This window comes from Sphingomonas sp. SAFR-052 (assembly GCF_051965015.1).
Classification (GTDB): domain Bacteria; phylum Pseudomonadota; class Alphaproteobacteria; order Sphingomonadales; family Sphingomonadaceae; genus Sphingomonas.
In genome coordinates this window covers 70,961-83,853 of record NZ_JBQCMO010000003.1, presented here as the reverse complement: position 1 = coordinate 83,853, position 12,893 = coordinate 70,961, and the positions used below count along the sequence as shown (strand labels likewise).

At 64.9% G+C, this 12,893-nt stretch carries 10 protein-coding genes and 1 tRNA gene; 1 reads left to right on the top strand and 10 read right to left on the bottom strand.

Features of this window, described 5'->3' with window-relative positions; genetic code table 11:
- Positions 1 to 111: 111 nt before the first annotated feature.
- The 5 genes from ACTHQV_RS06125 to ACTHQV_RS06105 form a co-directional block, all read right to left on the bottom strand.
- Complete coding sequence (locus ACTHQV_RS06125; RefSeq protein ID WP_145147222.1) at positions 112 to 720, bottom strand: cation diffusion facilitator family transporter; 609 nt, start codon at positions 718 to 720, stop codon at positions 112 to 114.
- Positions 717 to 3,944 carry an efflux RND transporter permease subunit gene (locus ACTHQV_RS06120; protein WP_440488989.1) on the bottom strand — a complete coding sequence of 1,076 codons (3,228 nt, stop codon included), beginning with the start codon at positions 3,942 to 3,944 and terminating at the stop codon, positions 717 to 719. Before ACTHQV_RS06120 ends, ACTHQV_RS06125 begins: the two co-directional genes overlap by 4 nt.
- A 3-nt stretch (positions 3,945 to 3,947) precedes the next feature.
- Positions 3,948 to 5,108 (bottom strand): efflux RND transporter periplasmic adaptor subunit, encoded by a 1,161-nt coding sequence (locus ACTHQV_RS06115; RefSeq protein WP_440488988.1) that lies wholly within the window; start codon positions 5,106 to 5,108, stop codon positions 3,948 to 3,950.
- Entirely contained in the window at positions 5,105 to 6,370 is a 1,266-nt protein-coding gene (locus ACTHQV_RS06110) for a TolC family protein (RefSeq protein WP_440488987.1), read from the bottom strand. Before ACTHQV_RS06110 ends, ACTHQV_RS06115 begins: the two co-directional genes overlap by 4 nt.
- 418 nt (positions 6,371 to 6,788) lie before the next feature.
- A complete protein-coding gene (locus tag ACTHQV_RS06105) occupies positions 6,789 to 7,451 on the bottom strand; it encodes a cation transporter (protein ID WP_440489395.1) in 663 nt (220 codons plus the stop codon).
- A 69-nt stretch (positions 7,452 to 7,520) separates the two neighbouring features.
- Here ACTHQV_RS06105 and ACTHQV_RS06100 point away from each other — a divergent pair, with 69 nt between their 5' ends.
- Positions 7,521 to 7,940: a MerR family transcriptional regulator gene (locus ACTHQV_RS06100; protein WP_440488986.1), complete on the top strand. Its 420-nt coding sequence runs from the start codon at positions 7,521 to 7,523 to the stop codon at positions 7,938 to 7,940.
- A 191-nt stretch (positions 7,941 to 8,131) separates the two neighbouring features.
- Here ACTHQV_RS06100 and ACTHQV_RS06095 read toward each other — a convergent pair.
- The 5 genes from ACTHQV_RS06095 to mreC form a co-directional block, all read right to left on the bottom strand.
- A tRNA-Lys gene (locus ACTHQV_RS06095) sits at positions 8,132 to 8,207 on the bottom strand.
- A gap of 114 nt (positions 8,208 to 8,321) precedes the next feature.
- Positions 8,322 to 9,458 (bottom strand): rod shape-determining protein RodA, encoded by a 1,137-nt coding sequence (gene rodA, locus ACTHQV_RS06090; RefSeq protein ID WP_440488985.1) that lies wholly within the window; start codon positions 9,456 to 9,458, stop codon positions 8,322 to 8,324.
- Positions 9,455 to 11,491 (bottom strand): penicillin-binding protein 2, encoded by a 2,037-nt coding sequence (gene mrdA, locus ACTHQV_RS06085; protein WP_440488984.1) that lies wholly within the window; start codon positions 11,489 to 11,491, stop codon positions 9,455 to 9,457. Before mrdA ends, rodA begins: the two co-directional genes overlap by 4 nt.
- Positions 11,488 to 11,988, bottom strand: coding sequence for a rod shape-determining protein MreD (mreD, locus tag ACTHQV_RS06080; RefSeq protein ID WP_440488983.1), 501 nt, complete (start codon positions 11,986 to 11,988; stop codon positions 11,488 to 11,490). The genes mrdA and mreD overlap by 4 nt, the downstream gene beginning before the upstream one ends.
- Positions 11,985 to 12,884, bottom strand: a complete 900-nt coding sequence (gene mreC, locus ACTHQV_RS06075) for a rod shape-determining protein MreC (RefSeq protein ID WP_440488982.1) — start codon at positions 12,882 to 12,884, stop codon at positions 11,985 to 11,987. Before mreC ends, mreD begins: the two co-directional genes overlap by 4 nt.
- Positions 12,885 to 12,893: the final 9 nt, after the last annotated feature.

Below are 12,893 nucleotides of genomic sequence, written 5' to 3'. Positions count from 1 at the left end.
CGCATCGGCCTCCTCCGTCCAGCGCCGCCCCTTTCCCGTTGTCACCTAAGGTCTCAAGGATGCCGGTGCCCGGTGTCGCGTGGGCGTGTTCGCCATGGTCATGACCGGCGCTCACTGATCCGTATCTTCTGTATCCGCGTCGGAGCGGGCATCATGCAGGATCTCCAGGCCGCCTTTCACCGCGATGGCGGCGACAGCAACGCCAACGACGAGGTCCGGCCAGTTCTGCCCAGTCCAAAGGACGATCACGCCGGCTAGGATGATGCCGCCGTTAGATACGAAGTCGTTGAGGCTGAAGGTCGTGGCCGCTCGCATATTCACGTCGGGCTCGCGCAACCGCTTCAGCAGCCACAAACAGACCCCGTTCACGAGCGCCGCGACGATCGCCATCCCGATCATCGTGGGGCCGAGCGGTTCGCTTCCCGAAAAGTAGCGCCGCCCGGCATCAAACAGCACACCAGCGGCGAAGAGCAGCAGCAAGACGCCCGATGTCAGCGCTGCCCCTCGTTTCCAGGCCTGTGAGCGCGAAAGGGCGAGCAAGCTGATGATATAAACGAGTCCATCAGAGGCGTTGTCGAGGCCGTTCGCGATCAGAGCGCTAGAATCCGCGGCTATGCCGGTCACGCCGAAGCCTACCGCCAGCCCCAGATTGAGCAGCAGGACTATCCAGAGCGTCCGGCGCTTTTCGGCCGTGGCGAGATCAAAGCTTTCCTCGCTCATGCCGGGATCTCCTCACCAGTAGGCGCGGCCTGCTGATCGTTGTTCGAGGTCGGCAGCATGCGGCTGCCGAAACGGGCATAAAGCGTTGGAAGCACAAACAACGTAAGCAGCGTTGCAGAAATCAGGCCACCGATGACGACGGTTGCGAGAGGTTTCTGCACTTCCGCTCCAGCACCGTGCCCCAGCGCCATCGGCACGAAGCCCAGTGAAGCCACAAGAGCAGTCATTGCGACAGGCCGAAGACGGGCTAGTGCGCCCTGATGCGCCGCAAGTGCTCGATCCATGCCTTGCCGCATCAGGTCGTGGATCGACGACACCATGACCAAGCCGTTGAGAACGGCAATTCCCGACAAGGCGATGAAGCCAACTGCTGCAGAGATGGAGAACGGCATACCGCGCAGCACGAGCGCCAGGACCCCTCCTACCAGCGCTAGCGGAACGCCGGTGAACACGATCAGTGCGTCCCGAACGGAACCGAGCGCCCCGTAGAGCAGGAACATGATGACGACGAAGCAGATCGGCACCACGATTGCCAAGCGATCACGTGCAGAGGCGAGGTTTTCGAACTGGCCGCCCCATTCCAGGTAACTCCCTGCTGGCAGCTTAACCTGGCTGTCGATCGCTGCGCGGGCATCGGCAACGACACCAGCGACGTCACGGTCGCGCACGTTCGCCTGCACCACGACGCGCCGCTTGCCGTTCTCGCGGCTGATCTGGTTTGGCCCATCGACAACGGCGATATCGGCCACGGTCGAGAGCGGTACGAAGCCGCCGGCGGCAGTCGGCACCGGCACCTGGGCGACGGCCGTGAGGTCAGACCGTGCGCTTTCTGCCATTCGGATCACGACCGGGAAGCGACGATCCCCCTCGAAGATGATGCCCGCCTGCCTTCCGCCGATTGCTGCGGCGACCGTGTCCTGCACGTCGCCAGCGGTCACCCCGACACGCGACATTGCGGTTCGGTTCGGCCGGATATCAAGCATCGGCAGTCCTTCAGTCTGCTCGACCCGCACGTCTGCGGCGCCCCTCGTGCGGCGCAGGATACCCGCGATCCGATCTGCGGTGGCATTCATCTCGCCGAAGTCGTCGCCGAACACTTTGATGGCGATGTCGCCGCGGACACCTGCGATCAGCTCGTTGAAGCGCATCTGGATCGGCTGAGTGATCTCGTAGGCGTTGCCAGGAAGGGTCGAAAGACGCTTTTCGAAGCGCTCTATCAGCTCCTCTCTCGTGAGATCCGGCTCTGGCCATTCCTTCTTCGGCTTCAGGATAACGAACGTATCCGTGGCGTTCGCCGGCATCGGGTCAGATGCGATCTCAGACGTGCCGGTACGCGAAAAGGCGAAACGAACTTCGGGTGCCTTCGCGAGAGCCTTTTCCACCTGGAACTGCATGGCCTGACTCTGGTCGACCGACGTACCGGGAATACGTACAGCCTGCACGAGGATATTACCTTCGTCGAGCTGGGGCAGGAACTCCTGCCCCAAAGTCGTAAAGGCAGCCGCCGCGAGTGCCAGAGCCCCCACCGCGACACCCATGGTCAACGTCGGGCGCCGCATCGCTGCATCGAGGCCCGGTTCGTAGCGCTGCCGGAGGAACATCACGGCCCGGCTTTCCTTCTCCTCCACACGCTTGCTCAGCCAAATGGCGATCGCTGCGGGCACGAAGGTTAGCGAGAGGATAAAGGCGAACACGAGCGCGATGATGACGGTGAGTGCCATTGGCTCGAACATCTTGCCCTCGACACCGGTGAAGGTGAGCAAGGGCGCATAGACGAGGATGATGATCGCTTGACCGTAAACGGACGGACGGATCATTTCACGAGCCGAGGCCGCCACCAGTTCAAGCCGCTGCGCCAATGTCAGAACGCCGTCACGGCCATGCTGCGCTTCCGCGAGACGCCGCAATGCATTCTCGACGATGATGACGGCACCATCGACGATCAGGCCAAAATCGAGCGCGCCCAGGCTCATCAGATTTGCCGAAACGCCGGCCTCCAACATGCCGATGCTGGTGAGCAGCATCGTGATCGGGATGACGAATGCCGCGATCAGCGCCGCCCGGAAATTTCCTAGAAGTGCGAACAACACGACGATGACCAGCACCGCGCCTTCGGCGAGGTTGCGAGCAACCGTAGAGATGGTGGAGTTCACCAGCTCGGTCCGGTTCATGACGGGCTTCACAACCACATCGACCGGCAGCGATCTGCCGATTTCCGTCAGGCGTTCCGCCACCCCGGTTGAGACAGTGCGGCTATTCTCGCCGATCCGCATAACTGCAGTCCCGACCACCACCTCGCGACCATTCTCGGACGCCGAACCCATGCGGAGAGCCTGACCGGTCCGAATGGTCGCGATCTGGTTGAGCAGGATCGGCACACCTTCCCGGGTGGCGATGACGGTGCGGGCAAGCTCATCGGCATTGCGCACGCGCCCATCGGAACGCACCGCCAATGCTTCGCCATTACGATTCACGACGCCGGCACCGGCGCTGGTGTTGTTGCGCTCCAGTGCGGTCGTGAGGTCCTGGAATGTAAGGCGCATCGCCGCCATGCGCTGCACATCGGGAACAACGAGGTATTCCTTGGTATAGCCGCCAAGGGAGTCGACCCCGGCCAGCCCCTCCGTGCTCTTGAGCTGGGGGGTGACGATCCAGTCCTGGACGGTACGCAGGTAGGTTGCCTTGTCAGCGTCGTTGACGAGATGATCGCCCTCGGGCGTGATGTAGCTGCCGTCGCGCTGCAGCCCAGGCTCTCCGTTGCGGTGGCGAACCTGATCCAGCTCACGGTATTCGACGGTCCACATGAAGATATCGCCGAGCCCGGTCGCGATCGGTCCCATTTCGGGGTTCACACCCTCGGGAAGGTCTTCCTCTGCGGTCCGCAGCCGCTCCGCCACTTGCTGACGGGCAAAGTAGATATCCGTCTTCTCGGTAAAGACGGCCGTGACCTGAGCGAAGCCGTTGCGGCTGAGCGAACGGGTATATTCGAGGCCGGGGATGCCGGCGAGCGCGGTTTCGACCGTGAACGCGACCTGCTTCTCGATCTGATCGGGGGAAAGGGCAGGGGCGACGACGTTGATCTGCACCTGGTTGTTGGTGATGTCGGGAACAGCGTCGATCGGGAGCTGGCGCAAGGCGCCGATCCCGAGCAGAGCCGCGGCGACGGTGAGAAGCAGGACAAGCCAGCGTTTCTCGACGGAGAGGGTGACGATGCGACCGATCATGGCTCAGTCCTCGTCCCCGCCTTCGCCCTTGCCGAGTTCGGCCTTGAGCGTGAAGCTGTTGGTAGAAGCGATCCGCTCCGAGCCGGTGAGCCCGGACGTGACGACGACCTGACCGCCATTGGTGCGCCCCAATGTCACTGGTGTCGCCCGGAACCCGGTCGGGGTACGCACGAAGACGAATGACTTGTCATCGATCATCTGCACCGCGGCCGATGGCACCGCGACGGTGCGATCCCCGGTCGCGGGAACGAGGATCGACACGTTCACCGTCTCGCCGACACGCCAAGTGCTGCCGCCATTGTCGAGCGTGACGATCACCGGCACCAAGCGTGTGGTTTCGTCCAGAACGGGAGAGACGAAGGTGACGCGCCCTTCCTGACGGCGACCCGCGGCTGTCACCTCGACGCGCGCGCCGGGCGTCACGCGGCCTGCATCGCTCGGCACTAGCGACGTCGCGACCGTCACCTTGGACAGATTGGCGACCCGGAAGAGCTCGGCATCGGCCGCGACTGTCTGCCCAAGCGTGGCCGAGCGCGCGATCACCTGACCGGCGATCGGCGAGCGCACCGCGATGCGGTTGAGCGCACCGCCCCCGCTGCCGGTTGCGGACAATTGCTGCTGCGCCAGGCGAAGCGCAATGCTGGCTTCCGTGGCGGCGGTCCGCGCCGCAACGAGATCCTGTTCCGGCGACACGCGCTCGGCGAACAGTCGCTGCTCGCGACGAAGGTTCGATTGCGCGAGGGCGGAGCGCGCGCGAGCGGCCTCTACCTCCGCTTTGAGCGACGCCGCTTCGCGGCTTTCGATAATGGCGAGCGGATCGCCGCGACCAACGGACTGGCCGAGATTGCGGGTCAGCGAGACGAGACGGCCACCTACCGATGCCGACACGACCTGTACGCCCTGCGGATCACCCTCGATCGTTGCCGACAGCTCGATCGCACCGGCGACGCCACCTACCGTGGGTCGGGTAACCTCGATCCCGGCGTCGGCGATCTGCGGCGCGGATAGTGTGACGACGTCCTTCGGACCTTCCTTGGCCTCGCTGGCCTTGGCACCTTCCGTCTTTTCGGCTCCGGCTTCACCGCTGCTGCCGGCTCCACCGCATCCAGCAAGAATGAGGGCCAAGGTCACGGGCGTCAGCGCCCGCATGATGATCTTTGTCATTGAACGTTTTCCTCAGACGAGGGCGCGGCAGCGACGAGCCGTTCCAAGCGTGCTTTTGCGTCGTGATAAGTGGCGAGCGCGTCGATCGCGGCAGTGCGTGTCTCAGACAGGGTTCGTTCGGCATCAAGCAGGTCGAGCTGGCCGAATTTTCCCTCTCGGTAACCGATCCGGGCGATGCGAGCGGCCTCGGCTGCCGCTGCCAGTACCGGTCCGCTCGCATTGCGAGCGGAGGTAGCGGCATTCGCCACTTCGGCCTGAGCATTTGCAATGTCCTGCGCCGCATCGAGCTTGGCGGCACGCTGCAAGGCCTGCGCTTGATCGCTTTGCGCACGCGCTTGGGCGATAGCTGCCCGACCGTTGTTGAAGACAGGAAAGGGGATGGAGACCCCGAAAACTGCGGCGACATCATTGGTCGCCTCGAGCCGTCGCGCGCTCGCGCTCAGCGTCACGTCTGGAACGCGCTGCGAGCGAGCAAGCCGAACCTGTGCCTCTGCCGTCGTGGCGTCAGCACGGGCCGCGGCCAGCGCCAGCGTGCCGGCGGGTTCGATCGGCCTCGCAGGTCCGAAACCCTCGACACGATCATACCACGCGAGATCCAGTGGCCCGTTCACGGGCTGACCAATCCGACGCGCGAGATTGGCTCGCCCCACCTCGGCAAGCCGCTGTGCACGCTCCACTGCGGTCTCTGCGTTGATGCGAAGCACATCGGCACGCTGCTGTTCAAGCGGTGACGCACGTCCCGCCTGCACGCGGACACCAGCTGCACGCAGTGCCTCACGGGCTATGCCGGCCTGTTCGCGCGCGGTGACAAGGCGGCGCTCGGCCGATGCCGCCTGAATGTAGATCTGGGTAACTGCGAGCCGGAGATCGGCTTCGGCGAGCGCCGTCCCGACCCGCGCCCGATTGCCGATTGCGTCTGCGACGGCAATCCGTGCGGATCGCTTGCCCCCAAGCTCGATCGGGAGCGACAAGCCGGCTGTCGTTTCTGCACTGCGCAGACCGCGATATTGCCCGCTTCCTGCGACATTCTCGGTTTCAGCAACGATCGACGGGTTGGGGCGGTAGCCGGCGACGGTACGCCCCGCCTCGGCCGCTCGCACCCCTGCTGTGGCAGCTTCGAGGCTAGGCGCAGTTGCGCCGGCGAGCGACAGCGCTTGCTCCAGCGTGAGCGGGGGACTGGTCGATGCCGGCTCGGATGATTGCGCATGCGCGATCGATGCGCACGACGCCACGGCCAGTAAGGCCGCGATAATACGGGACATGGTGACGAACTCCTGGCGAACCTGGGATGCCGCACGCGATGGGTGCGGCGAGTTAAGCGCCCGTCAGGCTTGGGGCGGTCTCAATGCTGGGTCCGAAGGCACCGGCACCATCGGATCATGGTTCCAAGACCCATGCGCCATAGGCAGCCCATCTAGAGAGGCGACGAGACCTGCCTCAAACGGTACACCAATGTGATGGCCGTGGCAGCCACCATGATGGTGCGGGTAGGACTTGTCAGCATCGGCCGGCACTTGGTCCCCGTCACTAGCGCTATGCTCAAGCGCGCTGGCGGCGGTGAAATCAACGCATCTCACACCTTCGGTCGCGTGCGCGACCGATCCCAGCCCGAGCGACAGCATGAGCATCAGACAAAGGAACAAGGCAGTAACCCGATGCATTGGCCTTCGCCGTAGCAACTTAACGACTCCCATGTAACGGCTGCCTGTAATCCGAAGGAACAGGTGTCGGCCCGGATCGCAGTTCGCCGTGTGCCTGGCGCATAATCTGGAAGCCGCCGGACAACCCAAGCGCTGCCATCAGCACGGCGACCATGAGATCAGGCCACGCACTGTTGAGGCCAAAGACACCCCCCGCAGCTAGTACCACCGCGATATTGCCGATCGCGTCGTTGCGCGAACATATCCAAACTGAACGCATGTTCGCGTCGCCGCTGCGGAAGCGATACAACATGACCGCGACCAAGGCGTTCGCGACCAGTGCAGCAACTCCTACGATACCCATAACCTCGGCATGGGGTACAGTGCCGTGGAGCGCACCCCAACCCGCCGCAAGCAGGACATAGAGCCCGAGCAGCGCAAGCGTCGCTCCCTTCAGCATCGCTGCGCGCGCGCGCCAAGCTATCGCCATCCCGGCGACACCAAGGCTGATCGCGTAGTTGGCGGCATCACCGAAAAAGTCGAGCGCGTCGGCTTGGAGCGCTTTCGAACCGCCCGTGATGCCGGCGACGATCTCGACTGCGAACATACCGCCATTGATGGCGAGCGCGATCCACAGCGCGCGCCGCCACTTCGGGTCGTTGAGGGTGCCCGCGTTGTCGGACGCGCAGCTCGTACAGGCCATGTTCGCCACCTCGATAGAATCGATCTGGCAGCCTATATGCACCCTCTAGTCGCTAGAGGGTCAAGCGCTGTGTCTGAGAAACTGACGATCGGGAAACTGGCCTCGGCAACGGGCACCAAGGTCGAGACGATCCGCTATTACGAGCAGATCGGCTTGCTACCGGCACCAGCGCGGTCGGCCACCAATTACCGGACCTACGAGGGCGAGCATCTCCGGCGTTTGTCCTTTATCCGTCGGGCACGCGATCTCGGCTTCTCGATCGATCAGGTGCGCGAGCTGATGGGGCTCGCCGACCGCCGCGAGCAATCCTGCGTGGCGGTGGACGTGATCGCAAATCAGCACAGGGACGTGATCACGCGAAAGATCGCCGATCTAACGGCCCTCGCTGGCGAACTGGACGCGCTGATCGACTCCTGTAGCCGCAACACCGTCGCCGATTGCAGGATCATCGAAGCCCTTGGTCCGAGCGTGGAACCTCTGTCACGTTAAGCACGCGGACCGTAGGCCAATTCTCGATCTCAGATCAAAAGCAACAGTGTGCCGTCAGAAGGCCCTGGAGGCACTTCGGCGACAGCGCAGTCACGTAGACATGCAATGGCCGTGACCGAGCGGCTGATACCTAGCCTGTTACCTAGGCGGCTTCTTGAGGATCGTTCGGGAGGCCTAAGTCATTGAAAAAGTGGTGGACGCACTTGGGCTCGAACCAAGGACCCGCTGATTAAGAGTCAGCTGCTCTACCAACTGAGCTATGCGTCCGTCGCCTGCGCGATGGGGCGGATCGGTTTGGGGCCGTTCCGCCGTTGGAGCGGCGCCTTTAGCGAACCTTGGCGGCGAAGCAAACCCTATTTTTGTGCGCGCGGAAAATATCGGTCAGAACCGCACCCGCTCGCGGTTCTCGCGGTCGATCGCCATCAGAATGCCGATACAGCCGAGCACCGTCATCTGTGCCGACCCGCCATAGCTGACCAGCGGCAGCGGGATGCCGACCACCGGGGCGAGCCCCATTACCATCATCAGATTGATCGCGACATAGAAGAAGATCGTCGTCGCGAGGCCACCCGCGACCAGCTTCGAAAACCGCCCCTCCGCCCGTACGCCGACACCCACGCCCCAGCGGACCAGCAGGATGAACGCGGTGATGAGCAGCACGCCGCCGACCAGTCCCCATTCCTCCGCCATCGTCGCGAACACGAAATCGGTATGCCCCTCGGGCAGATAGTCGAGATGGCTTTGCGTGCCGTTCAGGAAGCCCTTGCCAAAGATCCCGCCCGATCCGATCGCGATCTTCGACTGGCTGATGTGATAGCCGGTGCCGAGCGGGTCGCTTTCCGGGTTGAGGAAGATCAGCACCCGGTTGCGCTGATAGTCATGCAGCAGGAAATTGAACGCGAGCGGCGCGGCGATCGCCAGCGCCAGCGCGCCGCCGACGAACAACCGGATCGGCAGCCCGGCAAGGAACATGACGGTCAGCCCACCCGCGGTAATCATCAGCGCGGTGCCGAGATCGGGTTGCAGCATCACCAGCACCACCGGCACGCCCAGCATCGCCGCCGCCGGCCAGACTGCACCGAACCGGCGTATCTCACCCGCCGGCAACAGTTCGTAGAAGCGGGCAAGTGCCAGCACGATCGCCGGCTTCATGAATTCGGACGGCTGGACGCGGATGAAGCCGAGGTCGAGCCAGCGCTGCGATCCCCCGCGCACCGCCCCGGCCAGCTCGACCAGGATCAGCATGATCGTGATGACCGCATAGGCCGGCAGCGCGAGGTCACGCCAGAAATTTAACCGGATGCGCGAGATGCCGATCGCGGCGAGCAGGAAGATGGCAAACGCGATGCCCTGCCGCGACGCCCATGGCTGGAGACTTCCACCCGCGGCCGAAAACAGCACGACCAACCCGAAACCGCCGATCGCGAGCAGCAGGAACAGCACCCGCCACGGCAGTTGCGCCAGCGGGGCGGGGACGAAGCCCAGTCCGTGCGAGGTCGTCTGGTTGATGCGTTTCATTCGGTGCGCTGGGTTTCGTTCGATTGGGCGACGGCGGGGTCGGGTTCGATCTGGTTGGCGACGGCAGAGTCGACGACATTGGTCGTCGCGCCCTCGACATCGGCGGGCGTGGCGGGGACGCTCAGCACCGGTGCCTGTTGCGCCGCCTGGAAACTGCGCCACTGTGCCGCCATGCGGGTATCGATGTCGCCGCCCCATTCGCGCTCGAGCGGCTCGAGCCGCGCCATCGCCTTGTCCCGGTCGAACAGCCACGACAATATGTCGCTGGCGATCGGCGCGGCGGTATAGATATGGCCCGAATGTTCGAGCACCACCGACACCGCATAGCGCGGCGCGTTGGCCGGGGCATAGCCGATGAACAGCGAATGGTCGCGCATCTTGAACGGCAGCGCGCCGTCGCCCAGCACGCCAGTGCGACGTTCGGCCATGGTGATGCGGCGAACCTGCGCCGTGCCGGTCTTTCCTGCCAGTTCGATACCGGGCAGGCCCTGAAACCGGGAACGCCCGCCGGTACCGCCACCATTGATGACCGCCCAAGTCGCCTTGTGCACGGTGTCCAGCATCGCGGGATCGATGTTCATCAAGGGTGCGGGGCGGTGCGGCGTGTCGAGCAGGAGCCGCGGCACGACCCGTCGCCCTTGCGCGATCCGAGCCGCCATCACCGCCAGTTGCAACGGATTGGTCAGCACATAGCCTTGTCCGATCGAGGCGTTGACCGAGTCCGCGACGGTCCATTTCTGCTTGTACTTGCGCAGCTTCCACGCGCTGTCGGGTACCGTTCCATAGCGCTGCGACTGGAAGGGGAGTTCATATTCCTGCCCCAGCCCCATCGCGCGCGCCACTGGCGCGAAGCGATCATAGCCCAGCTCGCGCGCCATGGTGTAGAAATAGATGTCGCAGCTCTGCGCGACCGCTCCGACCATGTCGAGCGGCCCGTGCCCGCCGCGCTTGTGACAGTGAAAGCGCCCGGTGCCGACTTGCAGCACACCGGTGCAGTTGACCCGACGATGCGGGTCGATGCCGGCCTGCAGGATCGCCAGCGCATGCATCGGCTTGACCGTCGATCCCGGCGGATACAGACCCTGCAACGTCTTGTTCATCAACGGAATATGGTCGTCGTCCGACAGCATCTTCCATTCCAGCCGGCCGATGCCGTCGGAAAAGCTGTTGGGATCATAGGCCGGCATCGACACCATCGCCAGCACGTCGCCGGTCACCGCGTCCATTACCACTGCCGACCCCGAATTGGGGCCGAGCCGCCGCGCGGCGAATTCCTGAAGCCCGAGATCGATAGTCAGCCTGACGTTCTTGCCCTGCTTGTCGGGCCGGGTTTCCAGTTCGCGCACGATCTGCCCGCGCGCCGTCACCTCGACCCGCTTCGCCCCAGCCGTCCCGCGCAGGTCGGATTCCAGCGTCTTTTCAAGCCCGTCCTTGCCCAGCTTGAAGCCCGGCGTCACCATCAGCGGATCGCGCGACTCCTTGAACTGCTCGGCAGTGGCGGCACCGACATAGCCGGTTAGATGCGCGACGGCGGCCCCGGGGGGGTAGCTGCGCGAGAAGCCGCGCGTCGGCTGGACCCCCGGCAGTTCAGGCAGGCGGACGCTGACCGCCGCGAAGCGTTCCCAGTCGAGATTCTCGGCAACCTGCACCGGCGTGAAATTGCCCGCGCGCTTCAGGTCGGTCTGGATGCGCGCCATGTCCTCGGCGGTCAGCGCCAGCAATTGCTGCAACTCGCCCAGCACCCGCGCGCCATCCTCCATCCGGTCGGGGATCAGGTCGACGCGGAAATCGGTGCGGTTATTGGCGATCGGCGCGCCGTGCCGGTCGATGATCCATCCCCGCCGCGGCGGGATCATGGTCAGGTTGACGCGGTTGCTTTCGGCTAGAAGGTTATAGCGCTCGTTCTCGGCGACCGACAGCCACGCCATGCGCGCGGCCAGCACCACGCCGACCGCCGCCTGCGCGCCGCCCAGCACCATCGCCCGCCGGGAAAAGCTGAACGCCTGTGCGGCTTCGGTGACGATCCTGCTCATTCATCCTCACGGCCCGCAAGTGCCGTACATAGCCGGGTGGCCAGCGGAAACAACGCCACCGATACCACGATCTGCAGCAGCAACGCGGTGTCGACATGCGCCGACAGCCGCGTCGCGAACGCCCGCCCCGCCGCCAGCGTCAGCGCGATCGCTCCGCCCGCCAGCAGCCAGTCCTGCCAGAAATCGCGCGTCACCAGCCGAGTATCGACCAGATCGAGCATCAGCGAACATATCTGCCACATCAGGACGGCGCTGCCCAGCGGTTGTCCGCTCACCAGGTCATCGAACAGGCCGAGTGGTGATGCGGCCCAGACCGACAGCGCGCCCGGCCGGAACAGCCGCCAGCCGAGGAACATCAGCAGCCCGAATGGCGGCAGGAACGGCACCGACGCCACCACCGGGATCAGCGTCACCAGCGATCCGGCGAGAATGCTGAGAACCGCCTTGCGTGTCAGGACGCGATCGTTGCGATCGTCGTCGGGCCCCAGCAGCTTCATTCGGCGGCGGGCTTGGGGGTAGGGGTGGGCGAGGTTGTCGGGCGCGGCACCGGTGGTTGCAGGAACGCGCGCTCGACCAGCGCGAAGTCGAGCGCGTCCGGTTCGGCAAAGACCCGCGCTGGCGCCACGTCGCGCTGGCTGCGCGACACGCGCGCCACCGGAATGCCCGGCGGGTAGATGCCGCCGGTGCCCGAAGTGACGAAGACGTCGCCGGCCAGCAACGGCGCATTGACCACGCCAGCGGTCCGGACCTCGACCTCGCCATTACCCAGGCCCGCCACGATCGCCGACAGCCCGTCGCGCGTGCGGCGGACCGGCACGATGCTTTCTGGGTCGAGGATCAGCAGGACGCTGGCGGTGTTCGGGCTGGTTTCGACAACCCGGCCGATCAGCCCGTCTGGGCCGCGCACCGGCTGTCCGCGCAGCACACCCTGCGACGATCCAGCATTCAGCGTGGCGTAGCGCCGCGTGCTGCCCGCCGAACTGTTGACCAGCCGCGCGGCGACCACCGGCGACGCCGACCGGTCGCGCAGGGCGAGCAGCGTCCGCAGCCGCGCATTCTCGCGGTTGAGCGTCCGCGCCTGCATCAGATAGCGTCGCGTCGCTGCCTCGCGCGCGCGCAGACGGCGGTTCTCGTCGACCGCGCCGAAATAGTCGCCGATCCCGCGCGGCACCGCCGACACGCCGTCCCATACCCAGTCGAGCCCGGTGGAGACCGGCGTCGTCGCCTCGCGCACCGCACCGCGGAACACGGCAAAGGCGCGCGGATCGATGATCGAGATGAGGAGCAGGATGGCACCGACCAATGCACCGCTCGCCGCCAGCACATAGCCGGCGAACACCGTATACTGCGCCCGCCGCGAGAAACCCGGACGGTGGTTGCGCGGCGGCGCCATGCCCCCAAA

Coding starts and splice junctions, on each gene's coding strand:
- ACTHQV_RS06125 (WP_145147222.1), bottom strand. CDS start 720: ATGAGCGAGGAAAGCTTTGATCTCGCCACGGCCGAAAAGCGCCGGACG.
- ACTHQV_RS06120 (WP_440488989.1), bottom strand. CDS start 3,944: ATGATCGGTCGCATCGTCACCCTCTCCGTCGAGAAACGCTGGCTTGTC.
- ACTHQV_RS06115 (WP_440488988.1), bottom strand. CDS start 5,108: ATGACAAAGATCATCATGCGGGCGCTGACGCCCGTGACCTTGGCCCTC.
- ACTHQV_RS06110 (WP_440488987.1), bottom strand. CDS start 6,370: ATGTCCCGTATTATCGCGGCCTTACTGGCCGTGGCGTCGTGCGCATCG.
- ACTHQV_RS06105 (WP_440489395.1), bottom strand. CDS start 7,451: ATGGCCTGTACGAGCTGCGCGTCCGACAACGCGGGCACCCTCAACGAC.
- rodA (WP_440488985.1), bottom strand. CDS start 9,458: ATGAAACGCATCAACCAGACGACCTCGCACGGACTGGGCTTCGTCCCC.
- mrdA (WP_440488984.1), bottom strand. CDS start 11,491: ATGAGCAGGATCGTCACCGAAGCCGCACAGGCGTTCAGCTTTTCCCGG.
- mreD (WP_440488983.1), bottom strand. CDS start 11,988: ATGAAGCTGCTGGGGCCCGACGACGATCGCAACGATCGCGTCCTGACA.
- mreC (WP_440488982.1), bottom strand. CDS start 12,884: ATGGCGCCGCCGCGCAACCACCGTCCGGGTTTCTCGCGGCGGGCGCAG.